Raw genomic sequence first — 23,515 nt, forward strand, 5'->3', positions numbered from 1 at the left:
CCGCGGCGGGAGGTGGTGGAGACGGCCGGAACTCCGGTGCAGGTGACGGGCACGGTGCTCACGACGCGTCGCGTCGACGCCTACCACGCGCTGACCGTGGTGGCGCCGGGCATCGCCGAGCGCTTCCGTCCCGGGCACTTCGTCTCCGTGGCCGTCGGCGGGCCGCACACCTCCATGCCGTCGCGCCGCGCCTTCTCGGTGCACGACGTCAAGCCCGACTACGGCGGCACGGTGGAGCTGGTCTTCGACGTGCGCGGCCGGGGCACCGCGTGGCTGGCCGAGCGCAAGGCCAGGGACACCCTGGACCTGGTGGGCCCGCTCGGCCGCCCGTTCCCCGTGCCGCGCGACCCGTGCACGTGCGTGCTGGTCGGCGGCGAGTACGGGTCGGCGTCCCTGTTCCCCCTGGCCGACACGCTGCAGCAGCGGGGCTGCCGGGTCGACTTCGTGCTCGGGGCCGCCTCCGCCGACCGCGTGTTCGGCGCGCTGCGGGCCCGCCGCATGGGGGAGACGACCACCCTCACCACCGAGGACGGCTCGCTCGGCCTGCGCGGCCGCGTCACCGACGCCCTGCCCTCGGTGATCGCCGACGCGCGGGCCGACGTGGTGTACGCGTGCGGCCCGATGCCGATGCTGCGCGGCGTCACCGCCGTGGCGGTCGAGTTCGACATCCCCGTGCAGGTGTCGGTCGAGGAGTCGATGGCCTGCGGGTACGGCGTCTGCATGACGTGCGTGCTGCCGGTCATCGACGACGACGGCGTGACCCGCATGGCGCGCTCCTGCGTGGAGGGGCCGGTCTTCCGCGGCGAGCGGGTGCGGTTCGACGACATCGGGACGATCCCGTTCGACGCCCTGGGCGCGCCCGGGGGACGAGCACAGGAAGGGGGTGCTCACACCCGAAATGTCAGTTGACATGCGGACGTACCTCGCGCACGTCGAACTGGCCAACCCGATCACCACGGCCGCCGGGTGCGCCGCCTCCGGTGCCGAGCTCTCCCAGTTCTTCGACCTCGCCCGCCTGGGCGCGGTCGTCACCCGCTCGATCACCATGGCCCCCCGCGCGGGCCGGCCGACCCCCCGCATGGCCGAGACGCCCTCGGGCATGCTCAACGCCGTCGGCCTGCAGGGCCCCGGCGTGGAGGTGTTCCTGGAACGCGAGCTGCCGTGGCTGGTCGAGCGGGGCGCCAGGGCCGTGGTCTCGGTCGCGGGCGGCAGCGTGGCCGAGTACGTCGCCCTGGCCCGGCGGTTGTCGGACGCGCCCGGCGTCGCGGCGGTCGAGGTCAACCTGTCCTGCCCGAACGTCGAGGACCTCGGCCGGGTGTTCGCCCGCGACCCCGCGGCCTCCGCCGAGGTGATCTCCTCGGTGCGCGCGACGATGCGGTACGACGTCCCGGTGGTCGCCAAGCTGGCCCCCGACGTCGGCGACATCGTCGCGGTGGCCCGCGCGTGCGTCGACGGCGGCGCCGACGCCCTCGCCATGATCAACACACCGCTCGGCATGAGCATCGACGTCGACAGCATGCGCCCGTCGCTCGCCGCCGGCACCGGCGGGCTGTCCGGGCCCGCGATCCGGCCGCTCGCGGTGCGCTGCCTGTGGCAGGTGCACGCCGCGATGCCCGGCGTGCCCATCGTCGGCATGGGCGGCGTCATGACCGGCCGCGACGCGCTGGAGATGATCCTCGCGGGCGCCTGCGTCGTCTCCGTCGGCACCGCCCTCTTCCACGACCCCTACGCCTGCCTGCGCATCCTGCGGGAGCTCGAGGACCTGCTCAAGGAGCGTGGCTTCGAGCGGCTCGCCGACGCGGTGGGGCTGGCCCATCGTCCGCCCGGGGCGGGACCCCGGCACCGTATCGACCTCGAGGAGAGCTCTCTGTGACGTCCGCACCCATCGCCGTCGCCCTGGACGCACCCGACCTGGAGACGGCGGCCCGCTGGGCGGCCGCGGTCACTCCGCACGTGAGCACCGTGAAGGTCGGCCTCGAACTCTACCTCCGTTACGGCCCCGACGTGATCGCCTCGGTGCGAGGCGCCACGGGCGTCCAGGTCTTCCTCGACCTGAAGCTGCACGACATCCCGAACACCGTGGCCGGAGCCGCGCGCGCCGTCGCGCGTCTCAGGCCGGCCATCCTCACCGTGCACGCCGCGGGCGGGCGCACGATGATCCAGGCGGCGGTCGAGCACGCCCCGAACACGCGCATCGCCGCCGTCACGGCCCTGACGTCGCTCTCAGAGGCCGATCTGGAGCGTATCGGAGTCAGGGGACCCGCGAGCGACGCCGTGCGCCGTCTGGCCGTCGAGGCCGTGGGCGCGGGCGCCCAGGCCCTGGTCTGCTCGCCCCGCGAGGTCGCCGCGGTGCGGGCGGAGGTCGGGCCCGGCGTCATGCTCATCACACCCGGGGTGCGGCCCGCCGGTTCCGACACCCAGGATCAGGCAAGAGTAGCGACTCCCGAGCAGGCCCTCGCCGACGGGGCCGACCTTCTCGTCATCGGGCGCCCCATCACCGGGGCCGCCGACCCCGGGGCCGCCGCCGCGCGCATCGCCGGCGCTCTTCGCCGCGTGCTCCCCGCCTGACCGGAGGGGGGCTCCGCACGCGCGTCCGAGGGCTGCTCCGGGTGGTTCGCGAAGGCCGCCAGGACTAGCCCTCGCGGGTGCGCGCCGTCCGGGAGTGACTAGCCCGTAAGGGGCCTGCACAGGCGGGTTTTGTCGACGGAATGCGATTCTCCGAACACGAAGAGTGATGAAATCAATTTTGTGGGGGGAGAAACTGGGCTTGACGTTGCTTGAAGGCCCAAGACCAGCTAGTTTCCCCTCCCGTCCGAGTACATCGACAGAAATTCGAGGTGACCCGGCGTGGCTCTTCCTCCCCTGACCCCCGAGCAGCGCGCCGCAGCCCTGGAGAAGGCTGCCAAAGCCCGCAAAGAGCGTGCCGAGGTCAAGAACCGGCTGAAGCACGGCGCGGTTTCTCTGGCTGAGGTGCTGAAGGATGGTCAGACCGACGACGTCATCGGCAAGATGAAGGTGTCGGCACTTTTGGAGTCGCTCCCCGGCGTGGGCAAGGTCCGCGCCAAGCAGCTCATGGAGCGGCTCGGTATCGCCGAGTCCCGCCGCGTGCGGGGTCTCGGCGCCAACCAGCGGGCCGCTCTGGAGCGTGAGTTCGGCGGCGCCGAGAGCTGATTCTCGGTTAGCTGGAGCAAGATCTACGGGGGGTGTGGAGTGACCGGTACGTCCTGGCCCGAAGAGGGCGGCGCCCATGAGGCGCCCGTTTTCGGGGGGTTCGGGGCGCGTGGCGGTGATTCCATGCCTTCATCCGGGAGTCCGGAGGCGGCGCACGTCTCCTCCGGACCGACGGGCAATCGCCTGACGGTCCTGTCCGGGCCGTCCGGCGTGGGCAAGTCCACGGTCGTCGCCGAGCTTCGGCGGTCCCACCCCGAGGTGTGGCTGTCGGTCTCGGTGACCACCCGGGCCCCCCGTCCCGGTGAGACGCACGGAGTCGAGTACTACTTCGTCTCCGGCGAAGAGTTCGACCGCCTGGTCGCCGCGGGCGAGCTCCTCGAATGGGCGGAGTTCGCCGGGAACCGCTACGGGACGCCCCGCGCGCCCGTGGAGCGCAAGCTCGCCGACGGGGTCCCCACGCTGCTGGAGATCGACCTCCAGGGCGCCCGTCAGGTGCGCGAGACCATGCCCGAGGCGCTTCTGGTCTTCCTGGCCCCGCCGAGCTGGGAGGAACTGGAGAGCCGCCTGCGTGGTCGCGGCACCGAGCCCGAGGACGTCATCGAGCGCCGTCTGGCCGCGGGTCGCGTCGAGCTCGCCGCCGAGAAGGAATTCGACCTCACGCTGGTCAACACGGCGGTCGGCGAGGTATGCGTCCGGCTGATAGCCTTGATGAAGTGAAGATCGGCCACCCACGCGCGTCTCGCGCGCTCTTCGCGCTTGCTATCCTTCGAGGCTGAGCCGATTCTTCGCTCGATCCGACATCCGACTGAGAGGCCGACGACGTGGCAGGCACTGCCCCGGTTGCCGAAGGCATCACCAACCCGCCGATCGACCAGCTGCTTGAGGTCGTCGACAGCAAGTACAGCCTGGTCATCATGGGCGCGAAGCGGGCGCGCCAGATCAACGCCTACTACTCCCAGCTCGGCGAGGGCCTTCTGGAGTACGTCGGGCCGCTCGTCGAGACCCACGCCCAGGAGAAGCCCCTCTCCATCGCGCTGCGCGAGGTCTCCGAGGGGCTGCTGACGTCCGAGGCCATCGAGGGCTGACGCGACCGCCGTCCGCGCGCCACGTGATGAACATCGAGGCCTCCGCCGGGCCCAGGGTCGTCCTCGGGGTCGGCGCGGGCATCGCGGCGTACAAGGCGTGTGAGCTGCTGCGGCTGTTCACCGAGTCCGGCCACGATGTCCGCGTCGTCCCCACGCGCGACGCGCTGCGCTTCGTCGGCGAGCCGACCTGGGCGGCCCTGTCCGGCAATCCCGTGACCAGCGAGGTCTGGGAGTCCGTGCACGAGGTGCCCCACGTCCGCATCGGCCAGTCCGCCGATCTGGTCGTCGTCGCCCCGGCCACCGCCGACATCATGGCCAAGGCCGCGCACGGCCTCGCCGGCGACCTTCTCACCAACACGCTGCTGACCGCGCGCTGCCCGGTGGTGTTCGCCCCGGCGATGCACACCGAGATGTGGGAGCACCCCGCCACGCGCGCGAACGTCGCCACCCTGCGCGAGCGCGGCTGCCTGGTCATCGACCCCGCCGTGGGCCGCCTCACCGGCGCCGACACCGGCCGCGGGAGGCTGCCCGACCCCGTCCAGATCTTCGAGGTCTGCCGCCGCGTCCTGCGCGGGCGCGCGCTCGACCTCGCCGGCCGCCGCGTGGTGGTGTCGGCGGGCGGCACCCGCGAGGCGATCGACCCGGTCCGGTTCATCGGCAACCGTTCGTCCGGGCTCCAGGGGTACGCGCTGGCGCGCACGGCGGTGGCGCGGGGCGCCGATGTCACGCTCGTCGCCGCCAACGTCGCCCTGCCCGACCCCGCGGGGGCCACGGTGGTGCGGGTGGAGTCGGCGCTGGACCTGCGGACGGCGATGCTTTCGGCCGCCGAGTCCGCCGACGCGGTGGTCATGGCGGCGGCGGTGGCCGACTTCCGGCCCGCGGCGCGGAGCGACTCGAAGATCAAGAAGACGTCCGCCGAGCCTGACCCCATTCATCTCACGAAAAATCCGGACATTCTCGCGGAGTTGTGCGACCGGCGCCGTGAGGGGCACAAGCCCTCGCCCGCCGTGATCGCCGGGTTCGCCGCCGAGACCGACGACGTCCTCGCCAACGGCCAGGCCAAGCTCGCCCGCAAGGGGTGCGACCTGCTCGTCGTCAACCAGGTGGGGCGGGACCTCGCCTTCGGCACGCCCGACAACGCCGCCGTGGTCCTGGTCGCGGGCGGCGACCCCGTCGAGGTGCCGCGCGGTCCCAAGGAGGACCTCGCCGACGTCGTCTGGGATCTGGTGGCCGCCCGCCTCGCCTGACGCGGGGCCGCCGGTGGCGGTTGGCAGTCGCTGGTGGCGGCTGCCGGTGATGGCTGGTGGTGGCGATTTAACGATGTACGTCCCATTGTGACCCCATCGTGCCTGGTGACGCCTTGATGGTGGTCGCTTTCCGGCGGATACTCCAGGTGGACGCTGGAGGAGAGGGCCACATCATGCCGGTCACCGCCGCCGTCAGAGAGCGCTGCCGATCCCTGTTGCCCCCGGGTGAGGAACTGCACTACGTCTTCCCCGTGACCCTCGTCGGGTCGGGAGGCGTGGGCAACTACATCGTCGTCGTGACCGGCCTGTCGGTGACGGTACTGGCCACGAAGGTCTTCAGTCGCAACGAGCCGGCCGTGGTGTGGGCGAGATACCCGCGCAGAACGCGGCTCGGTCCGGTGCGGCCCGGTGACGGGCCGACGATACGGTTGGGTGATACCGTCTTCGAGGTCGACGACGAATACGTCGCCGTCGTCGGGGCGGCGGACACCGAGGCGTTCTCCCCGGGCGATCTGCCGAAGGATCCACTTCCCGATCTTTAGGCGCGCGCGCCACGAGGCGAGACGCTTGCGCGGCGGTGCACCTCATCGGGCTACACTCGGCGCAGCGCCTTGGCCGCCCAACGCCAAAGCCCACGACGTCAGCAGCCGCTGCATGAGGAGCCACTGAGTTGACCCGCCGCCTGTTCACTTCCGAGTCGGTCACAGAAGGCCACCCGGACAAGATCGCCGACCAGATCAGTGACGCCGTTCTCGATGCCATGCTCAAGGACGACCCGAAGAGCCGCGTCGCGGTCGAGACGCTGATCACCACCGGTCAGGTGCACGTCGCCGGTGAGGTCACCACCGAGACCTACGTCGACATCCCCGGTGTCATCCGCGAGAAGATCCTGGAGATCGGGTACGACGCGTCGCACAAGGGCTTCGACGGCGCCTCATGCGGTGTGTCGGTGTCCATCGGGGCGCAGTCCCCCGACATCGCCCAGGGCGTGGACGACGCTTATGAGATCCGTGAGGGCGAGGGCGCCGACGAGCTGGACCGGCAGGGCGCAGGTGACCAGGGCTTGATGTTCGGTTATGCCTGCCGGGAGACTCCGGAGCTGATGCCGCTGCCGATCACGCTGGCGCACCGCATGGCGCGGCGGCTGTCGGAGGTGCGCAAGAACGGCACGGTGCCCTACCTGCGTCCCGACGGCAAGACCCAGGTGACGATCGAGTACGACGGCGACCGTCCGGTCCGGCTGGACACCGTGGTCGTCTCCACCCAGCACGCCCCCGAGATCGACCTGAAGGAGATGCTGGCTCCCGACATCAAGGAGCACGTGGTCGACCCCGTCCTGGCCGAGCTGGAGATCGACACCGAGGGGTACCGGCTGCTGGTGAACCCGACCGGCCGGTTCGAGATCGGTGGGCCGATGGGTGACGCGGGCCTGACCGGGCGGAAGATCATCGTGGACACCTATGGCGGCATGGCCCGTCACGGTGGCGGGGCGTTCTCGGGTAAGGACCCCTCCAAGGTGGACCGTTCGGCGGCGTACGCGATGCGCTGGGTGGCCAAGAACGTGGTGGCGGCGGGGCTGGCCGACCGGGCCGAGGTCCAGGTGGCCTACGCGATCGGCAAGGCGCAGCCGGTGGGTGTGTTCGTGGAGACGTTCGGCACCGAGACGGTCGAGGTGTCGCGCATCCAGGAGGCGATCACGCGGGTGTTCGACCTGCGCCCGGCCGCGATCATCCGTGACCTTGACCTGCTTCGCCCGATCTACTCCCAGACCGCCGCCTACGGCCACTTCGGCCGTGAGGAGCCCAATTTCTCCTGGGAGCGCACCGACCGCGCCGAAGAACTCCGCCAGGCCCTCGGCCTCTGACCCACCCGGAAAGGGTTGCGGCCCCAACCGGGCCGCAACCCTCTCGGCAACGTGTCAGAGGGCGTGTCAGAGGTCCGGTCCAACCCTCCGTGACGCCTCAGAGGTCCGGTCGCCGCCCCAGCTCGATGACCTGGCGGAACGCAGCGCCCACATCGAGGGCCGGAACGCCCGAGCGGTCAACGGTCTGGGCTGACGGCCGCCCTCCGCACGGTCGCGGACGGTGGTGATGTCACCGGCCTGGCGGCACTCGAGATCCGCTTTACCCTGCGGCCGCGTCACGACCCGATGGTCGGGTCACAACCTGCCGAGGGCCTTGGCCAGCGCGGTCGCGGTGGAGGCGATCACCTTTTCATCGTGCGGCGTGTTGTCGAGGTTGCGGTTGCTGAACACCGCCAGGATGATCGGCGCCTTCGATCCGGGTGTCCAGACGATCGCCAAGTCGTTGGCGGTGCCGTAGTTGCTCGCGCCGCCGGTGCCGGTCTTGTCGCCGACCGTCCAGTTCTTGGGCAGTCCCGCCCGGATCCGGTTGGCGCCGGTGAGGCTGGCCTTCAGCCAGCCGACCAGCCGCGCTCGGTCGCTGGTGTGGAGGGTCTTACCGGTGGTGAGCTCGGTGAAGGTCTGAGCGACCGCCGCAGGGGTGGTGGTGTCCCGCTCTTCACCGGGCTTCCACTCGGTCAGCCCGGGTTCCGGTCGGTCCAGGCGACTGGTCCGATCACCGGTGGCGCGGAAGAACTCGGTCAGCCCGCGGGGCCCGCCGATCTGCTTCAGCAGCGTATTGCCCGCGAAGCCGTCGGATTTGGTGATCGCGGCGCGGCACAGCTGTGCGGGGGTCATGCCGGTGTCGGTGTATTCGGTGGTCTCCGGGGAGTTCGCGGTCAGCTCGGCCATCTCGGCGGGCTTCCAGCGAACCACCTTGTCCATCAGCCCGGGGTCGCTGGTGCGTGCTTTGTGCAGCACCGCCGCGCACGCGAACACCTTGAACATGGAGTTGAACGGGAAGCGCTCGCCGGCCCGGTAGCCGACCGTTCTCCCGGTCCCCAGGTCGATGCCCACCGCGCCGATACGCCCGTTGTAGGACTTCTCGAGTTCCCGCAGCGTCTTGTTCAGGTCGGAGCCGGAGGGGGCGTTGTTCCCCGTCCGGGCCGCGACGCCGGAGGTGATCGTCTGGCCGGTGACGGCAGCCGCCGTAGAGGCGGGGCCGCCCAGCAGCGCCGAAGCGGTCAAGGTCGCGATCCCTAGTCGCAATCGGAGATGTCGTGTCATGCCATAGAGAAGATCAGCAACTATCGAGGGATGTCCACCATTGAGATGGATCACTCCGTCATATCGATGGTCAACTCTCGCCGACGCGGCGCCTGAGACCACACGCTCGTAGACGGCCAAGGAGGCCGCCTCCACCGCCGGACGGTGCCGTCTCCGCCACTGGACGGTGGCGCCTCCACCCTCCCATCGCTTTGGTGGCCTGGCTTGCGGGGTGCCTCGGAGTGGATGCCGCCGGAGTGTGTGGGGGGTGCTGGGCGTAGGGTTTGCTGCTCGTGGGTTGGTGGCGGTGGCTCGTCGCACGGGCGGTTGAGGGGGCCTGGAGGGCGTTCTTCCGGGGAACTCGGGTGGTTCGGCGCGGGGGTGCGTAGGCTTCCGGTGGCCGGAGGCGGGCTGTCCGGCGGCGTGCTGACCAGGCGATAGTGTGTTCGATATGAGGTCCCGTCGCTCGTCCGATCCAGGTCCGCGGCCGGGCGGCGAGGGGCGTGACGAGGTCGTCGAGGGCCGGGCGGACGGTGGCGGTCCGGCGGGGCGAAGGGATGTTCGGAGCCAGGTGAGCACGGGGGTGCGGGTCACGGGAGACGCCGGCGAAGAGACGCGCGTGGCCGCCGAGGACGTCGGGGCCCTGCTTCCCCTGGCGGCCGTCGGAGGTCAGGCCGCGGACGTGGCCGGAGCCGGGAGCACCGCCGCCAAGGGGGCGCCGGTGCCCGCCGCGGAGCTTCCGGTCGCCCGTGTCCTGGTGGACACGCCGCTGGCGCACCTTGATCGCCCATTCGACTACCTCGTCCCCGAGGCGATGGCGGAGGACGCGGTGCCGGGCTGCCGGGTGCGGATCCGCTTCGCCGGCAAGCTGGTCGACGGTTTCGTGCTGGAGCGCGCCGCGAGCACCGAGCACGAGGGCAGGCTCACGCCCCTGGAACGCGTGGTGTCCCCGGAGCCGGTGCTCACCCCGCAGATCGCCGCCCTCTGCCGCGCCGTGGCCGATCGCTACGCGGGCACCATGGCCGATGTCCTGCGCCTGGCCATCCCCCCGCGCCACGCCAAGGCGGAAGCCGAGCGTGCCGCCCCCGGGCCCACGCCACCGGCGCGACGAGCAGAGTCGCGAAGCGCGGCCGCCGCTGCGGTGGAGCGAGGCGTGCCAGGGGGCTCGGTCGCGGGTTCGCAGGGACAGGCTGAGACGGAGGCCACGCCTGAAGGCTCCGCAGAGGAGGCTGAGTCGCGGAGCGTGGCAGGTCCGGGAGGCGTCGCCGGTTCCGGAGAAGCCGGTGAGCCGGGGGGTGTGGTCGCGGGCTCGGGTGGGGGAGTTGGAGAACAAGACGACGGGAGTCGCGCCGCCGGCGTGACAGATGGGCTGCCGGGGTTGTGGGCGGAGTATCCGGCCGGGCCCGCGTTCATCTCCGCGCTGGCCGAGGGGAAGGCTCCCCGGGCCATCTGGAATGCTCTGCCGGGCATCCGGGAGCACGGCGCACCCACGTGGCCGGAGGGCATCGCGCTGGCCGTGCTGGCCGCTGTGCGCGGGGGCAGGGGTGCGCTGGTCGTCGTGCCGGACGGCAAGGACGTCACGCTGGTGGACGCGGCCCTGCGCCGGGTGCTCGGCGAGGGAACGCACGTCGCGCTCACCGCGGGCCTCGGCCCCGCCGAACGGTACCGGCGGTGGCTGAAGGTCCTGCGCGGCGAGGTGCGCGTGGTCGTGGGCACCCGCGCCGCGACGTTCGCGCCCGTCCACGACCTCGGCCTCGCGGTGATCTGGGACGACGGTGACGACCTGCACGCCGAGCGTCTCGCCCCCTACCCGCACACGCGGGAGGTCCTCGCCCTGCGGGCGCACCAGACCGGCGCGGCCATGCTGGTCGCGGGCCATGCCCGTACGGCCGAGGCGACGCGGCTCGTCGCGACGGGCTGGGCGCATCCGATCGGCCCGGCCAGGGAGACCGTGCGGGCGTTCGCGCCGAGGGTGCGCCCGGCCGGTGACGACGTCGAACTCGCCAGGGATCCGGCGGCGCGCGCCGCCCGCCTGCCCAGCATCGCGTGGGCGGCCCTCAGGCACGGTTTGGAGCACGGGCCGGTGCTGATCCAGGTGCCGCGTCGCGGCTACCTGCCCGCGCTGGCCTGCCAGGTGTGCCGCACCCCGGCGCGGTGCACCCAGTCGCCGCCGCTCGCGGGCCCCCCGGCCCCGGTACCGGGCGCCCCAGGCCGACGTCGCCGTACGGAGGCCGCCGCCCGTTCATCTGCCACTGGTTCGTCCGCCGCCGATCCCGCCGTCCGTCCCCCGATGGCCGGTCCCGGGGATCGTCCTTCCGTGGCCGGTCGGGCCGCCCGTACGGCCCCCGTCGGCCGCGCTGAATCCGCCGGTCCTGAGGCGCGCCGATACGAGGCCGACGCCGACGCGCTCGGGCGCATCGGAGGACCGGCGCGCCCGGGTGCGCCTTACGGGGGCGCGGCATATCACGGAGGCGGAGGTCTCTCCGAAGCGTCCCGGGGTGGAGTGTTTCCGGGGGCGCGTTCGCCGGGAGTGGCCGGTGAGGAAGGCGGGAGGTCGCCGTCCTCGGGCCGGTGGACGACGCCCACGCTGTCCATGGAGCCGCCCATGCCGCCCGTCGAGCCGCCGGCGCTGCCCGTTGGACCGGCCGCGCTTTCCATGGAGCCGCTCATGCCGCCCGTGGAGCCGTCGGCGAGGCCCGGGGGGTCGGCCGCGTCGCCTGTGGAGTCGGCTCGCGGGGGCGAGGGCTCCGGGGATGACGGCCGGGGTGGTGGTTCTCATGAGGGGTTGTGGGCGCAGGCGCCGCTGTGCGGGGGGCCGCTGGCGTTGCGCAGCGGGCATGCCGCCCCCTACTGCCGCTGGTGCGGAAGGATCGCCGGCATGTGGCGGTGCCAGGCATGCGGCAGCAACCGCATGCGGGCCGTGGTGATCGGTGCCCGGCGCACGGCGGAGGAGCTCGGGCGTGCCTTCCCCTCCGTCCCGGTGAGGACGTCCGGCCGCGACTCCGTCCTCGCCACCGTCGGCTCCTCGCGCGCCCTGGTCGTGGCCACGCCCGGCGCCGAGCCGGTCCCGGACGGCGGGTACGCGGCGGCCGTCCTACTGGACGGCTGGGCCATGCTGGGCCGCCCCGACCTGCGGGCCGCCGAGGAGACGCTGCGGCGCTGGATGAACGCGGCGGCGATGCTGCGCCCCGGCGCGGAGCTGATCGTCCTCGCGGACTCGTCCCTGCCGGTCGTGCAGGCGCTCCTGCGCTGGGACCCGGTCACGCACGCCGAGCGCGAGCTGGCCGAGCGGGCGGCGCTGGGCTTCCCACCGGCCGTCCGCATGGCGACGCTGACCGGCCCGCCCGCCGCCGTCAGGGAGATGGCGACCGGCCTCGGCCTTCCCAAGGGGGCGCAGATCTTGGGCCCGGTCCCCGTCGAGGGGCCGAGGGGACGGCCCCCCCAGACGCCGGCCGAAGTGGAGGAGCGGCTGATGGTCCGGGTGCCGCGCGGGGCGGAGGCCGCGCTGGCGAAGGCGCTCAAGGGAGCGGCGGGGGTGAGGGCCGCGCGCAAGGCTCCTGACCTGGTCCGAGTCTGTATGGACCCGATGGATCTGGTCTGACCGCAGCTTGCCGATTCGCGGGGCTGAAAGCTAGCCGTTAGTTTCTCCCTGTGTCGATCGAATGGGTGAACGGGGCCATCGAGGACTTCCGGGCGTGGGGGCGCTCGACCGGGGTGGTGGTGGACGCCGACGAGGTTCGGCTCCTGTGCGACTACGCCAGCGATTACCTGGACGTGGCCGAGCTCGCCGACTTCTCTCCCGTCACGTTCGAGCAGCTTCTGCTCGACATCTACCCGCGCAAGGTCATCGCGCCCCCCGAGAGCGCGGCCGAGACCGTCGCCGCGGCGCGCACGCTGGTCGACTTCCTGCTGGACAGCGGGGAGATCGGCACCAAGATGGCGGGGCGGATGCGCGTCAAGATCGACGAGATCGCCCCGGCGATGCCGGCGGCGCTGGCCGACACGACGAAGTTCGGCATGGCCAAGAGCATGTTCGGGGCGATGGGCGCCGAAGCGCTGGAGGCCGGCACTCCGTACGCCGCGAAAGACGATCTCGCCGCCGCGCCGCGCCGCCCGGCGTCCGTCGGCGGTCATGAGGACTGCGACTGCCCGGGGTGCGCTCCTCTCCCTCCGGTACGCCTGGCGCCGCCCCAGGAGGTCGCTCAGGCCGTCCGGGAGGCCGGTCTGCTCCACGACGCCCACCGGGTCGTGGCGTGGATGCTGGACGGCGGCCACACCCCCACGCGCAAGGGCCGGCTGCGCGCCAGGGACGCCGCGCGGATCACCCGCGACCTCGGTGTCGACGCCCCGGCGCTGGCCTGGGAGCTCGCGCTCGCCGTCGGCCTGGCGGAGGCGTCCTGGGGGCCTGGGGGGCCCGGGGGGATGGTGACGGCGCCCCGGGGGCCCGGGCCGCTGCCCGCGCGCGGCGACGATGAGGTGCTGGACCTGTGGGCGGGCACGGTGGCGTTCCTCACGGGCGCCTCGGAGGCGAACGTCACGGGCTTCGTGCCGGTCGACCGCGAGCTGTTCGGGGTGCACGACCTGCTGTACCGGCTCCAGGAGCCGGTGGCGGTCGTGGCCCTGCGCGAGTACCTGGACGAGGTGTCGGCCGAGGGCGACGATCCGGAGGCGGGCGGCCTGGAGGCGGCGCTGGGCGTCCTGGCCGGGTGCGGCACCCTCGAATACGAGCACGACGCCGTGACGCTGACCCCGCACGGCCGGTGGGGCCTGCGCGAGGTGTACTCCCGCATGGGCCTGGTGGCGCCGGTCGCCGCGGACCCGGCCGAGGCGGACGCCGAGACCTTGATCGCCCTGCTGGTGGAGGGCGTCCCCGCCGGGCAGGCGGAGCGGGACATCTCCGCCTGGCTCGCCCGGCGCCCGCCCGAGGAGGCCGCGCGCGAGATCCTCGCCGCCGCCAGGGGGACGGCGGCCTGCACGCGGGGCGTCGCCGTGACGCTGGTCGACCGGCTGGGCCCCGAGGCGGCGCTCGCCGTCCGCGAGGTCCTGGACGAGCCGGAGCTGCGCCCGCACGCGCTCATCTGGCTGGCCTCCCACGGCCTGACCGCGCCCGCCCTGACGCCGGAGGAGGCGCTGTGGGCCGGCGTGGACGCGCTGGCGTTCGTCCTGCCCCGGGAGACCGACGACTCCGGCGAGATCGCCGACGACCTCGCCGTGAACCTCGCGCCGTCCGCCCAGGCCATCGAAGAGATGTGGCAGGTCGACCACCCGGACGTCGCCGAGGTCCTCGACCTGCTCGGGCGCCACCTTCCGGACAGGAATCTCGCCAAGGCCGCGCGTAAGGCCGCGTTCAAGGCGCGCTCGCGCGGCATCCACTGAGGGCCCGGGATCGGCCGGCGCGAGGGACGGGACGGTGGTCGCACGGTCATCTCACGGTGATCAAGGCGAACGTCCGTAGTCCGTCATCGGCTGTGGCTGCTGTGGAGTAAGTTGCCTGAATGGCCAACAGCGGGAACGGCGGCGGCGTCTTCGATCTCGGAGAGCTGCGCAACCTCATCGACGAGCTGGGAAGCGTGTCCGGCGAGGAGCGCGAGGCGCTGCTCGCCGAGATGGCGGGCGAGAACGACGAGTGCGACTGCGACGACTGCGAGAGCGAGGTGCTGAGCTTCCCTCCGGTCGAGCTCGCGCCGTCGGCCGAGCTCGCGGGCGCGGTCCTTTCCGTGCCCCTGGTACGCGACGCGCGGCGGCTGGCCGCGTGGACGGGCGCCCGCGAGGTGACCGCCGAGGGGTTCCTGCCGCCGGGCGAGGCCCGCGAGGTGTCCGGGGAGCTCGGCCTGACGCTCGACCGGCTGCACCTGGCGTGGATCGTCGCCGTCAACGGCGGCCTGCTACGCGTCACCCGCGCCGGCGCGTCCCGGGGCGAGGAGCCGTCCGACCTGATGAGGTTCTGGGACGGCGTGGTCATGGACGTCCTGGACCGCACGGAGGAAGGCCTGACGGGCTCGGCGGTGGCCGACGAGCACCTCACCGAGATGCTCGCCACGATCTACGCCACCACCGACGGCATCACCTACGCCGCGCTGATCGAGGGCATGCTCCAGGCCCACGAGATCGGCTGCGAGGCCCGCGCGCACGAGATGCGGCGGCTGCGCGAGACGCTCCCCGGCGAGCTGGACGTCGCCCTCGACCTGCTGCAGTACTGCGGGCTGTTCGAGCGCGGCGCCGAGAGCGTCCGGCTCACCCCGCTCGGCGTCTGGGCCGTCCGGCAGGATCTGCTGCGCGAGGGCCACGACGCGCCGCTGCTGTCGGAGATCGCCGGGTTTGCCGAGCTGAGCGCCTGCGAGCTGGTCGACGCCATGCTGACCGGCGAGGCCCCCTCCAGCGCCCCGGCGCTGTGGGCCGAGCGCCGCGTCCCCGAGGACGCCGCCCGCGAGCTGATCAAGGTCGCGGCCTCGGGCACGGCCGGGCAGCGCGGCGTGATCGGCACCGTCCTCGCCGAGATGGGCCCCGAGGCCGAGCCCGCGATGCGCGAGGCCCTCGCCGAGCCCGCGATGTGGCGGCACGCGGCGGTCTGGCTGGCCGTCCGCGACCTGGAGGCGCCGGTGCTGACCGAGGAGGACGGCACCTGGCTCGCCGTGGACACCCTGGCCACGCTGCTGCACATCGCCGACGTCCCGGAGGCGATGGAGGAGTTCGAGGAGCTGGAGGCCGGTGACGAGCTGCTGCGCCTGGTGGAGGACATCAGCCGCAGCAGCCACCCCGACGCCATCGCCGTCCTGGAGCTGCTCGGCGCCAACCACCCGGACGCGACGGTCGCCAAGGCGGCGCGCAAGGCCGCCATGAAGGCCCGCTCCCGCTGAGCTCCCCGTCGTCGGACCCCGCTGATCGCCGCCCGCCCCGCGACGCGCAGACCGGCGGTCCGCGGCGACCCATAAACTAGGGTGACCTCTCAATCGTGACGTGAACGGAGTCGTCCGTGGCAATTCAGTCGATCCGCCTGTTCGGCGATCCGGTGCTGCGCACCCCCGCGGAGCCGGTCGTGGACTTCGACAAGGAGCTGCGCAAACTCGTCAAGGACCTCACCGACACGATGATGGACGCTCCGGGAGCCGGGCTCGCCGCGCCGCAGATCGGCGTCGGCCTGCGCGTGTTCACGTACTACGTCGACGAGCAGCTCGGCCACCTGATCAATCCCAGCCTGGATCTCTCCGACGAGAAGGACGAGGAAGGCGAGGAAGGGTGCCTGTCGTTCCCCGGCCTGGCGTTCCCGACGCCGCGCGCGATCCGGGCCGTGGCCAAGGGGTTCGACATGCACGGTGAGCCGATCACCATCGAGGGCACCGACCTGATGGCCCGGTGCGTGCAGCACGAGACCGACCACCTCGACGGCGTGCTGTTCATCGACCGCATGGACCCTAAGCAGCGCAAGCTGGCGATGAAGGCGATCCGCGAGGCGGAGTGGAGCGGCCTCGCCGCGCCGGCCGTGAAGTTCTCGCCGCACGCCACTCAAGGGAAGGCCCTCTAGCACCGTGCGCCTCGTCTTCGCCGGAACCCCGGAAACCGCGCTGCCGTCGCTGCGGGCGCTGCTCGACTCGCCCCGGCACGAGGTGGTCGCCGTGGTGACCCGCCCGGACGCCCACTCCGGGCGGGGCCGCAAGGTCCACGCGAGCCCGGTGGCCGAGCTCGCGGCCTCCGCCGGCATCGAGGTGCTGCGGCCGGCCAAGGCGGGCGACCCGGAGTTCCTGGCCCGGCTGAAGGCCATCGCGCCCGACTGCTGCCCGGTCGTGGCGTACGGCGCGCTGCTGCCGCAGGCGGCGCTGGACATCCCCAAGCACGGGTGGATCAACCTGCACTTCTCGCTGCTGCCCGCGTGGCGCGGCGCGGCCCCCGTACAGCACGCCGTGCTGCACGGTGACGAGATCACCGGCGCGGCGACGTTCCAGATCGTCAAGGAGCTCGACGCGGGCCCGGTGTACGGCGTCGTGACGGAGCGGATCCTGCCGGCGGACACCTCCGGCGAGCTGCTGGCCCGCCTCGCCGAGTCGGGGGCCGGGCTGCTCGCGGCCACGCTCGACGGCGTGGAGGACGGCGAGCTGGAGGCCCGCCCGCAGCCCGCCGAGGGCGTGAGCTACGCCCCCAAGATCGAGGTGGCGGACGCGCGGGTGGACTGGACGGCTCCGGCGATGCGCGTCGACCGGCTGGTCCGCGCCTGCAGCCCCGCCCCGGGGGCGTGGGCGGAGTTCCGCGGCGAGCGCCTCAAGATCGGCCCGATCGCTCCCGTGCCCGAGGGCGAGGAGCCGGTCCCGGGCGCCGGGGCCCTGGCCCCGGGTGAGATCGCCGCCGCCAAGAACACCGTGCTGGTGGGCACCGCCACGCGCCCGGTGCGGCTGGGCGACGTCCAGCCCGAGGGCAAGCGGCGCATGACCGCGGGGGAGTGGGCGCGCGGCGTGCGCCTGACTCCGGACGACCGGCTCGGCTGATCGCCGCGATGGGAGGCCGCGGCGCGGGCGACCGCCGGGCGGACCAGGCGGACACTACGGCCAACCCTCAGGCGAATCAGGCGGATATCACGGAAATGTACGACATGATCGAGGCGATGAGCCTGACGGCGGGGGACGCGTGACACGCGAGGACGGCGGCCCGGGCCGCGCGGACAGGCGGGGTAGGCCGGGCAGGCCCGGACGGCAGGGACGGCCCGGGGGCAGGTCCAAGCCGGTCCGCGACGAGCCGCGCAATACCGCCTACGACCTGCTGCGCGCCGTCGACGAGCGCGACGCGTACGCCAACCTGCTCATGCCCACCCTGCTGCGCGAGCGCGGGCTGACCGGCCGCGACGCCGCGCTGGCGACCGAGCTGGCCTACGGCACCCTGCGCGGTCTCGGCACCTACGACGAGATCATCGCCGTGTGCAGCGACCGCCCGCCCGAGGACATCGACCCGCCGCTGCTCGACGCCATCCGCCTCGGCGTCCACCAGCTGCTCAAGACCCGCGTCCCCCCGCACGCCGCCGTCAGCGCCACCGTCGACCTCGTACGGCTGCGCGTCGGCGCCGGCGCGTCCAAGTTCGCCAACGCGATCCTGCGCAAGGTCGCCACGCGCGACTACGAGCAGTGGCTGCCCATCGTCGCCCCCGATCCGGAGGAGGACCTCGTCGGCCACCTCTCCGTCGCCCACAGCCATCCGCGGTGGATCACCTCGGCGCTGCGCGACGCCGTCGGCGGCGACCCGGAGGAGACCGCCGCGCTGCTCGCCGCCGACAACGAGCGCCCCGGCGTCACGCTGATCGCCTTGCCGGGCCGCAGCACGGTCGGCGAGCTGGTCGACGCCGGGGCCGTCCCCGCCCGCTACTCGCCGTACGCCGCCTACCTGCCCGAGGGCGACCCCGCGTCCGTCCCGGCCGTCGCCGAGGGCCGCGCGGCCGTCCAGGACGAGGCGAGCCAGCTCGTGGCCCTCGCGCTCACGCGGGTGCCCCTGGACGGCGACGACCGGCTGTGGCTGGACATGTGCGCGGGCCCCGGAGGCAAGGCGGGCCTGCTGGACGCGCTCGCGCTGCAGGAGGACCGCCATCTGCTGGCCTCCGACCAGCGCTTCCACCGCGCCCGCCTGGTCTGGCGGGCGACGCGCAAGGCCGGGGTCATCGCGGCGGACGGCACCGCGCCCGCCTGGCGCGAGGGCGTGTTCGACCGCGTGCTGGTCGACGCGCCGTGCACGGGCCTCGGCGCGCTGCGCCGCCGTCCCGAGGCGCGCTGGCGGCGGGATCCGGACAGTGTGCCCGAGCTCGGCGCCCTCCAGCGCCGGCTGCTCGGCTCGGCGCTGACGTCCGCGCGCCCGGGCGGGGTGGTGGCGTACGTGACGTGCTCGCCACACCTGGCCGAGACCCGCGCGGTGGTCGACGACGTCGTGAGGCGGCGCGGCGACGCCGAGGTTCTCGACGCACGCGCCTACCTCGACGAGGTCGACTCCCTCGGCGCGGGCCCGTACGCCCAGTTCTGGCCGCACCGGCACGGCACCGACGCGATGTTCCTCGCCCTGCTGCGCAAGGCGTCCTGAGGGGCGGCCCAGTAGGGCGGGCGATCTCGTCGCCGGGGCGCGAGGCGCGAGGCCTCAGCCGAGAAGGAAAGAGGAGGGGCATGTCGTATCCGCAGGCGCTGTACGTCGCCGAGAAGGGCGAGGCCAGTGGGACATTCCGGCCGAAGGGGCACGAACCCGAGCTGAGGATCGGCGAGGGCGGCACCGAGGTCAGCTACCTCGCCACGGGGGCGACCACGGGCGGTCTGTTCGGGCTCTACCGCTGGGACATGGGCGCGCGGCCGAGCGGGCCGAGCGCCCATTACCACCGCACGATGGCCGAGTCGTTCTTCGTCCTGTCCGGCACCGTCCGCCTGTACGACGGGGCCCGGTGGGTCGAGGCCGCGCCGGGCGACTTCCTGCACGTGCCGCCGGGCGGCGTCCACGCGTTCCGCAACGAGTCGCACGAGCCGGCCTCGTTGCTGCTGCACTTCGCCCCGGGCGCGCCGCGTGAGTCGTACTTCGAGGAGCTGGCCGAGATCGCCGCGACCGGCCGCACGCTCACCGAAGAGGAGTGGACGGAGCTGTACCTGCGTCACGACCAGTACATGGTCTGATCTGGGGGAGCCCGGCTTGCGAACTTCCCAGGCGTTGTCGTCCTGGCGGCTCGCCAAGGAGTACGACCTTCGACTACGCCACGGCACCCGCCCAGACTGGGGCCGCTACATGGAGGCCGTCCTGGGCGGCCAGGCCCCCGGGAACGGCCGCCGCTGACCTCGGGGCCGCCGACGGCCGGGTGGTAGAGAACGACGTCAGGGACGCATGTTCCTCGCACCCGCCGCGCCCGCGGGAATCTGCGTTCTGTCGGTAGCGACCCATACACTCTCCGTTACATTCCGAGGTGGGCACCCGAGCCCCGCCTGGTGTGATTCGGAGGTCGTCATGACGATCGGAACAGCGGTCCGGCGCGGGCGCGTCCTCGCCCGCGCGGCCGCAGGCAGGTGCACTCTCGTGATCGCGGGCGGGCTCGTCGCCGTCCTGGGCACGGCCACGGCGGCCCCTGCCGCCACGGCCCCGCCCCGCATCGGCGTCCTGAAGAGCGACGGCACGGCGCTCGTCAAGGAAGGTGGCCTGTCCACCAACTGGGTCACCGAGAACGACAACATCAAGCAGGTCGTCCTCGCGGGCGACCGCATCGGTGTCCTCAAGGCCGATGGCACGGCGCTGGTGAAAGAGGGCGGCCTGTCCGCCAGCTGGGTCAACGAGTACTCCGGGGTCAAGCAGATCGCGCTGTCCGGCGACCGCATCGGCGTCCTCACGGGCGACGGCAGGGCGCTGGTGAAGGAGGGCGGCCTGTCGGCGTCCTGGGTCCTCGAGAACACCGGGGTCAAGCAGCTCGTGCTCTCGGGCAAGCGCATCGGCGTCCTGAAGAGCGACGGCACCGCCCTGGTCAAGGAAGGCGGCCTGTCGGCGAGCTGGGTCACCGAGAACACCCGCGTGCGGCAGATCGCCCTGTCCGGCAACCGCATCGGCGTCCTCAAGGGCAACGGCACGGCGCTGGTCAAGCAGGGCGGCCTGTCGGCCGTCTGGGTCACCCAGAACATCGACGTCCTGGAGCTGGCCCTGTCCGGCAACCGCATCGGCGTCCTGAAGGGCGACGGCACGGCGCTGGTGAAAGAGGGCGGCCTGTCGGCCAACTGGGTCACCGAGAACGACAACGTCATCCAGATCGCCCTCGCCGGCAACAGGATCGGCGTTCTCAAGGGCGACGGCAAGGCGCTGGTGAAGGAGGGCGGTCTCTCGGCGTCCTGGGTCCTGGAGAACGAGAACGTCATCCAGCTCGCCCTGTCCACCGGCACCGACTGACACGTCCCGCGATCCGGCTCCAGGTAGCCTCGTGCCGGGCTCTGGGCGCGCTTCCATCCCCAGCAGCGCGCCCGGGGCGCTGGGACGACCGGCGGATCGCATTCTTCTCGTCATCGGCGGAACCGGCGGGAGTTGATCCTGGCCGTCGCAACGGCGACAGGCCAGGATCCGTACCCGCCGGGCGGCGAAGCGCGGTTTTCAAGGGAGTCTCGTATGCCCCTCCCGGCCTGGGCCACCGATCCGTCCAGCCTGCTCATCACGCAGGAGGAGTACGAGGCGCTGCCTGAGGAGATCTGCAAGACGATCGAGGTCGTGGACGGGCGGGTCGTGTTCTGTGACTCGCCCACGCCCGGCCACCGGCGTGTCTCGCGGAATCTGACCTTCGCTCTCCTGGGCTCCCGCCCGTCGCATCCGTGCATCGATGTGCTGCAGGACACCGACATGCGTTACCGCCACAGCAATCCGCATGCCACCCGAACGGGGAAAAGATTCACATTCAGGAGGCCGGACATCAGCGTCCTCCATTGTCTGGATCCGGGAGAGCGCCTGTGGTCCGGTGACGTTCTGGTGGCCGTCGAGATCACGTCCTCGGATGACGAGGTCGACTTCAACGACAAGCGTGCCGAATACGCCGCGCAGGGCATACCGGTCTACCTGATCGTCGTCATGGATGACGACCGGATCGGCTCGGTGGAGGAACATCGCCTTGATTGGAGCGGTCGCAATTACCAACTGGCCGCCGTGCACAGGGGGATGCTGGTCGTAGAGCTCCCCGAAGGCATGAAGCTCGAGACATCGTTCGCCGACCTCGAACGAATCTGACCCGCCGCTCCGCCATCACGTCGGCGAGTCGAGTGTCTGGAAAACAACCCTTCAGCGGTCGGTGATCACGCGGTGGCGGGGGCGGTGAGCCAGGACAGGGTGAACTCGCCGTCGTGGCGGACGCCTTCGACGAACGCCAGCCATTCGGCGGGGGTGTAGGCCACGCCGGGTCCTCCCGCGTCGGCTCGTACGATCACCCGTAGCCCGTCGAAGGAGACGAGCGCCGCGTTCCGTGCCCGAACCGGTTCACCCAGCCGATCGAGAGCCAGGTCGCCGGCCCGCACGCGGTCGAGGAGCGTAAGCCACTGATCCGCCGCGAACGCGACCACCGGCCTGTCGGGCGACACGTCGTTCGAGTTCCGCACCCACACCCTCACCCCGTCAGATCGAGCCTCCACACAGTTGCTCTGGACACCGCTGCGAGCGCTTTTCCGCCAGACACTGCCGTGCTGCTGCTCAGGTGCCATGAATCGGCGTCCCTTCCCTTCTGAAATGTGCCGATTACAGGCTAGCTGCACTTTCCGCGAGGAGTGTGGTGGATTCTTGTTCGGTAAGGGCAATGTCACAGAGACGATCGAAGGCGTCGATGTACTGCTCTACGCCGCGCTCATCCTCGATGTAGGCGTCGGTGTTCATCGCCTCCACATGGACGACATCGAGGCTGGGGAGGCGCAACAGCGTAAACGCCCCGAAGAGTCCGGGGTTCGGCTGATCCATAAAGGGGACGACTTGCAGGCTCACGTTGGGCGACGCGGCGATCTTCCGTAGGTGATCGAGCTGATCACGAAAGATGTCCGGCCCGCCGATGGGATGGTGGAGCACCGCTTCGCTGATCACCGCCCTCATGGTCGCCGGTCGTTCACCTTCCAGGATCGTCTTGCGGGCCATCCTGACGGCAACGAACTCATCGAGTTCCGGAACGCTGCCGAACTCCGCCAAGGCCGACACAAAGGCCCGAGCGTATGCCTCCGTTTGCAATAGGCCCGGCACAAGGCACGTTTCGTACGTCCAGATGGCGGTCGCGGTGGCCTCGAGGCGGATCCGATCCATATAGGAAGGAGCCAGCACATCCCCGTGCTCAACCCACCAACCACGCCGTTCTTGTTGCACCTCGGCGGCGACGACCATCAACCTCTCACGCACCGCAGGATCGGTGACCCTGTAGGCGTCGAGAATGGGCGGTATGTCGCGTGGTGGAATGCCGACAAGACCGTTCTCGATGCGGCTCAGCGAAGCGGTCGAGCGCCTGCACGCCTCTGCGGCGACGGCTAGCGACGCGATGCCGGCCGCCAGGCGAAGCTCGGCGAGTTTGGCGCCAAGCCAACGCTGTCGAAGCGACGGCGTATCGGTAATCACCTGCGCTCCTCATGTGGATTTATCGGACTAACGGGACAGTAATGTTCGCTCGCCGTAATTATTTCGCTCAACCAGGTTGCGCTCGGCAAGCCTGGGGCTCACTATAAACGCGCATGGCGATTACGGAAAGCGGTTGGCTCATAGCATTCCGCAACATCGGCCAGGTCGGGTCCGGTACGTAGGAACCGGACGGCAGAGCCCTCTGGCCGGATGGAAGTGCGGGTCGCCCGATGGCGGCCATTATGCCGCCCTAATCGCTCTCAACGGATCCGATATGTCAGGAAAATCGGGGCAAATAGAGGGGCGGCAGAGTGATGGCAATGCGCCAGTGGAGAGTGGCTTCGATGGTCGAGAGGGTCGCTGGGATCTTTGGTGCAAAAGGAGACGGGGGTCGGCGGGGCGGGGTTCCGGCGCCCACCTGGCCCGTGTCGCCGTTCGATCCGGTGGACGCTCCCACGTTCAGCCAGCCATTCTCGGCGGTTCCCTCCGAGGTGAAGGCCGCCCGTGCCTTCGTCACGGCCCTTCTCGGGCCGGAGCATCCCTGTCACGACGACGCGATCCTGCTCACCAGCGAGCTCGCCGGCAACGTCATCCGGCACGCGCGTCACGGCGAGTTCGCCGTCTCGGTGGCGCTGGTGCCGGGCGGGGTGAAGATCACGGTGGGGGACCGGGGCTCCTCGGCGATCCCGCGCCCGCGCAACCCCGGAGACGACGACACCTCCGGACGCGGGCTGGCGATGGTCGACGCGCTTGCCACCCGCTGGGGCTTCCAGCGCGCCACGGGCAACACCAGCGTGTGGTTCCACCTGACCGACCCCAAACACGCCGACGCCTGGCCTCGGATCCGGTGATCCGTT

General features: G+C 71.8%; 23 protein-coding genes. 20 read left to right on the plus strand and 3 right to left on the minus strand.

The window, feature by feature from the left end; genetic code table 11:
* The first annotated feature begins 12 nt into the window (after positions 1 to 12).
* From AB0H21_RS08625 to metK, 9 genes are all read left to right on the plus strand, one after another.
* The gene (locus tag AB0H21_RS08625) at positions 13 to 909 is read left to right on the plus strand and encodes a dihydroorotate dehydrogenase electron transfer subunit (RefSeq protein WP_358513547.1); all 897 of its coding nucleotides are present in this window, start codon (positions 13 to 15) and stop codon (positions 907 to 909) included.
* On the plus strand, positions 899 to 1,873 hold the full coding sequence (locus AB0H21_RS08630; protein WP_358513549.1) for a dihydroorotate dehydrogenase: 975 nt from the start codon (positions 899 to 901) through the stop codon (positions 1,871 to 1,873). Before AB0H21_RS08625 ends, AB0H21_RS08630 begins: the two co-directional genes overlap by 11 nt.
* Positions 1,870 to 2,568: an orotidine-5'-phosphate decarboxylase gene (gene pyrF / locus AB0H21_RS08635; RefSeq protein ID WP_358513551.1), complete on the plus strand. Its 699-nt coding sequence runs from the start codon at positions 1,870 to 1,872 to the stop codon at positions 2,566 to 2,568. Before AB0H21_RS08630 ends, pyrF begins: the two co-directional genes overlap by 4 nt.
* Positions 2,569 to 2,847: 279 nt before the next feature.
* The gene (gene mihF / locus AB0H21_RS08640) at positions 2,848 to 3,171 is read left to right on the plus strand and encodes an integration host factor, actinobacterial type (protein ID WP_114031276.1); all 324 of its coding nucleotides are present in this window, start codon (positions 2,848 to 2,850) and stop codon (positions 3,169 to 3,171) included.
* 123 nt (positions 3,172 to 3,294) lie between these two features.
* Complete coding sequence (gene gmk, locus AB0H21_RS08645; RefSeq protein ID WP_358513554.1) at positions 3,295 to 3,888, plus strand: guanylate kinase; 594 nt, start codon at positions 3,295 to 3,297, stop codon at positions 3,886 to 3,888.
* 104 nt (positions 3,889 to 3,992) lie between these two features.
* Positions 3,993 to 4,256, plus strand: coding sequence for a DNA-directed RNA polymerase subunit omega (gene rpoZ / locus AB0H21_RS08650; RefSeq protein ID WP_358513556.1), 264 nt, complete (start codon positions 3,993 to 3,995; stop codon positions 4,254 to 4,256).
* Between the two features lie 26 nt (positions 4,257 to 4,282).
* A complete protein-coding gene (gene coaBC, locus AB0H21_RS08655; RefSeq protein WP_358514212.1) occupies positions 4,283 to 5,503 on the plus strand; it encodes a bifunctional phosphopantothenoylcysteine decarboxylase/phosphopantothenate--cysteine ligase CoaBC in 1,221 nt (406 codons plus the stop codon).
* Between the two features lie 173 nt (positions 5,504 to 5,676).
* Positions 5,677 to 6,045, plus strand: a complete 369-nt coding sequence (locus AB0H21_RS08660) for a hypothetical protein (RefSeq protein WP_358513560.1) — start codon at positions 5,677 to 5,679, stop codon at positions 6,043 to 6,045.
* A gap of 128 nt (positions 6,046 to 6,173) precedes the next feature.
* Positions 6,174 to 7,367: a methionine adenosyltransferase gene (gene metK, locus AB0H21_RS08665; protein WP_358513562.1), complete on the plus strand. Its 1,194-nt coding sequence runs from the start codon at positions 6,174 to 6,176 to the stop codon at positions 7,365 to 7,367.
* A 294-nt stretch (positions 7,368 to 7,661) separates the two neighbouring features.
* Here the strand turns inward: metK and bla are convergent, their stop codons facing one another.
* A complete protein-coding gene (gene bla / locus AB0H21_RS08670) occupies positions 7,662 to 8,591 on the minus strand; it encodes a class A beta-lactamase (RefSeq protein WP_358513564.1) in 930 nt (309 codons plus the stop codon).
* A gap of 700 nt (positions 8,592 to 9,291) precedes the next feature.
* On the opposite strand from bla, the gene AB0H21_RS08675 reads away from it, so the two are divergent.
* From AB0H21_RS08675 to AB0H21_RS08720, 10 genes are all read left to right on the plus strand, one after another.
* On the plus strand, positions 9,292 to 12,210 hold the full coding sequence (locus tag AB0H21_RS08675) for a primosomal protein N' (protein WP_358514214.1): 2,919 nt from the start codon (positions 9,292 to 9,294) through the stop codon (positions 12,208 to 12,210).
* A gap of 50 nt (positions 12,211 to 12,260) precedes the next feature.
* On the plus strand, positions 12,261 to 13,985 hold the full coding sequence (locus AB0H21_RS08680) for a hypothetical protein (RefSeq protein WP_358513566.1): 1,725 nt from the start codon (positions 12,261 to 12,263) through the stop codon (positions 13,983 to 13,985).
* Between the two features lie 119 nt (positions 13,986 to 14,104).
* Complete coding sequence (locus AB0H21_RS08685) at positions 14,105 to 15,466, plus strand: hypothetical protein (RefSeq protein ID WP_358513568.1); 1,362 nt, start codon at positions 14,105 to 14,107, stop codon at positions 15,464 to 15,466.
* Positions 15,467 to 15,582: 116 nt separating this feature from the next.
* Entirely contained in the window at positions 15,583 to 16,131 is a 549-nt protein-coding gene (gene def, locus AB0H21_RS08690) for a peptide deformylase (protein WP_358513570.1), read from the plus strand.
* 4 nt (positions 16,132 to 16,135) lie between these two features.
* Positions 16,136 to 17,086 (plus strand): methionyl-tRNA formyltransferase, encoded by a 951-nt coding sequence (fmt, locus tag AB0H21_RS08695; protein WP_358513572.1) that lies wholly within the window; start codon positions 16,136 to 16,138, stop codon positions 17,084 to 17,086.
* Positions 17,087 to 17,225: 139 nt separating this feature from the next.
* Positions 17,226 to 18,656, plus strand: coding sequence for a transcription antitermination factor NusB (locus AB0H21_RS08700; RefSeq protein ID WP_358513574.1), 1,431 nt, complete (start codon positions 17,226 to 17,228; stop codon positions 18,654 to 18,656).
* An 80-nt stretch (positions 18,657 to 18,736) separates the two neighbouring features.
* A complete protein-coding gene (locus tag AB0H21_RS08705; protein ID WP_358513576.1) occupies positions 18,737 to 19,231 on the plus strand; it encodes a cupin domain-containing protein in 495 nt (164 codons plus the stop codon).
* 16 nt (positions 19,232 to 19,247) lie between these two features.
* Positions 19,248 to 19,388 (plus strand): hypothetical protein, encoded by a 141-nt coding sequence (locus tag AB0H21_RS08710; RefSeq protein ID WP_358513578.1) that lies wholly within the window; start codon positions 19,248 to 19,250, stop codon positions 19,386 to 19,388.
* A 168-nt stretch (positions 19,389 to 19,556) separates the two neighbouring features.
* Positions 19,557 to 20,480, plus strand: coding sequence for a hypothetical protein (locus tag AB0H21_RS08715; protein WP_358513580.1), 924 nt, complete (start codon positions 19,557 to 19,559; stop codon positions 20,478 to 20,480).
* Positions 20,481 to 20,693: 213 nt separating this feature from the next.
* Positions 20,694 to 21,302 (plus strand): Uma2 family endonuclease, encoded by a 609-nt coding sequence (locus AB0H21_RS08720; protein ID WP_358513582.1) that lies wholly within the window; start codon positions 20,694 to 20,696, stop codon positions 21,300 to 21,302.
* 65 nt (positions 21,303 to 21,367) lie between these two features.
* Here the strand turns inward: AB0H21_RS08720 and AB0H21_RS08725 are convergent, their stop codons facing one another.
* Both AB0H21_RS08725 and AB0H21_RS08730 read right to left on the minus strand, forming a co-directional pair.
* Positions 21,368 to 21,769 carry a DUF397 domain-containing protein gene (locus AB0H21_RS08725; protein WP_358513584.1) on the minus strand — a complete coding sequence of 134 codons (402 nt, stop codon included), beginning with the start codon at positions 21,767 to 21,769 and terminating at the stop codon, positions 21,368 to 21,370.
* Between the two features lie 34 nt (positions 21,770 to 21,803).
* Complete coding sequence (locus AB0H21_RS08730) at positions 21,804 to 22,658, minus strand: helix-turn-helix transcriptional regulator (protein WP_358513586.1); 855 nt, start codon at positions 22,656 to 22,658, stop codon at positions 21,804 to 21,806.
* Between the two features lie 425 nt (positions 22,659 to 23,083).
* Between AB0H21_RS08730 and AB0H21_RS08735 the strand changes: the two genes are divergently transcribed.
* Positions 23,084 to 23,509 carry an ATP-binding protein gene (locus AB0H21_RS08735; RefSeq protein ID WP_358513588.1) on the plus strand — a complete coding sequence of 142 codons (426 nt, stop codon included), beginning with the start codon at positions 23,084 to 23,086 and terminating at the stop codon, positions 23,507 to 23,509.
* Positions 23,510 to 23,515 lie beyond the last annotated feature (6 nt).

This window comes from Sphaerisporangium sp. NPDC051011, from assembly GCF_040653595.1.
Lineage (GTDB): Bacteria > Actinomycetota > Actinomycetes > Streptosporangiales > Streptosporangiaceae > Sphaerisporangium.

Coding starts and splice junctions, on each gene's coding strand:
- AB0H21_RS08705 (WP_358513576.1), top strand. CDS start 18,737: ATGTCGTATCCGCAGGCGCTGTACGTCGCCGAGAAGGGCGAGGCCAGT.
- AB0H21_RS08720 (WP_358513582.1), top strand. CDS start 20,694: ATGCCCCTCCCGGCCTGGGCCACCGATCCGTCCAGCCTGCTCATCACG.
- AB0H21_RS08660 (WP_358513560.1), top strand. CDS start 5,677: ATGCCGGTCACCGCCGCCGTCAGAGAGCGCTGCCGATCCCTGTTGCCC.
- gmk (WP_358513554.1), top strand. CDS start 3,295: ATGCCTTCATCCGGGAGTCCGGAGGCGGCGCACGTCTCCTCCGGACCG.
- AB0H21_RS08725 (WP_358513584.1), bottom strand. CDS start 21,769: ATGGCACCTGAGCAGCAGCACGGCAGTGTCTGGCGGAAAAGCGCTCGC.
- AB0H21_RS08630 (WP_358513549.1), top strand. CDS start 899: ATGTCAGTTGACATGCGGACGTACCTCGCGCACGTCGAACTGGCCAAC.
- coaBC (WP_358514212.1), top strand. CDS start 4,283: ATGAACATCGAGGCCTCCGCCGGGCCCAGGGTCGTCCTCGGGGTCGGC.
- AB0H21_RS08715 (WP_358513580.1), top strand. CDS start 19,557: ATGACGATCGGAACAGCGGTCCGGCGCGGGCGCGTCCTCGCCCGCGCG.
- AB0H21_RS08685 (WP_358513568.1), top strand. CDS start 14,105: ATGGCCAACAGCGGGAACGGCGGCGGCGTCTTCGATCTCGGAGAGCTG.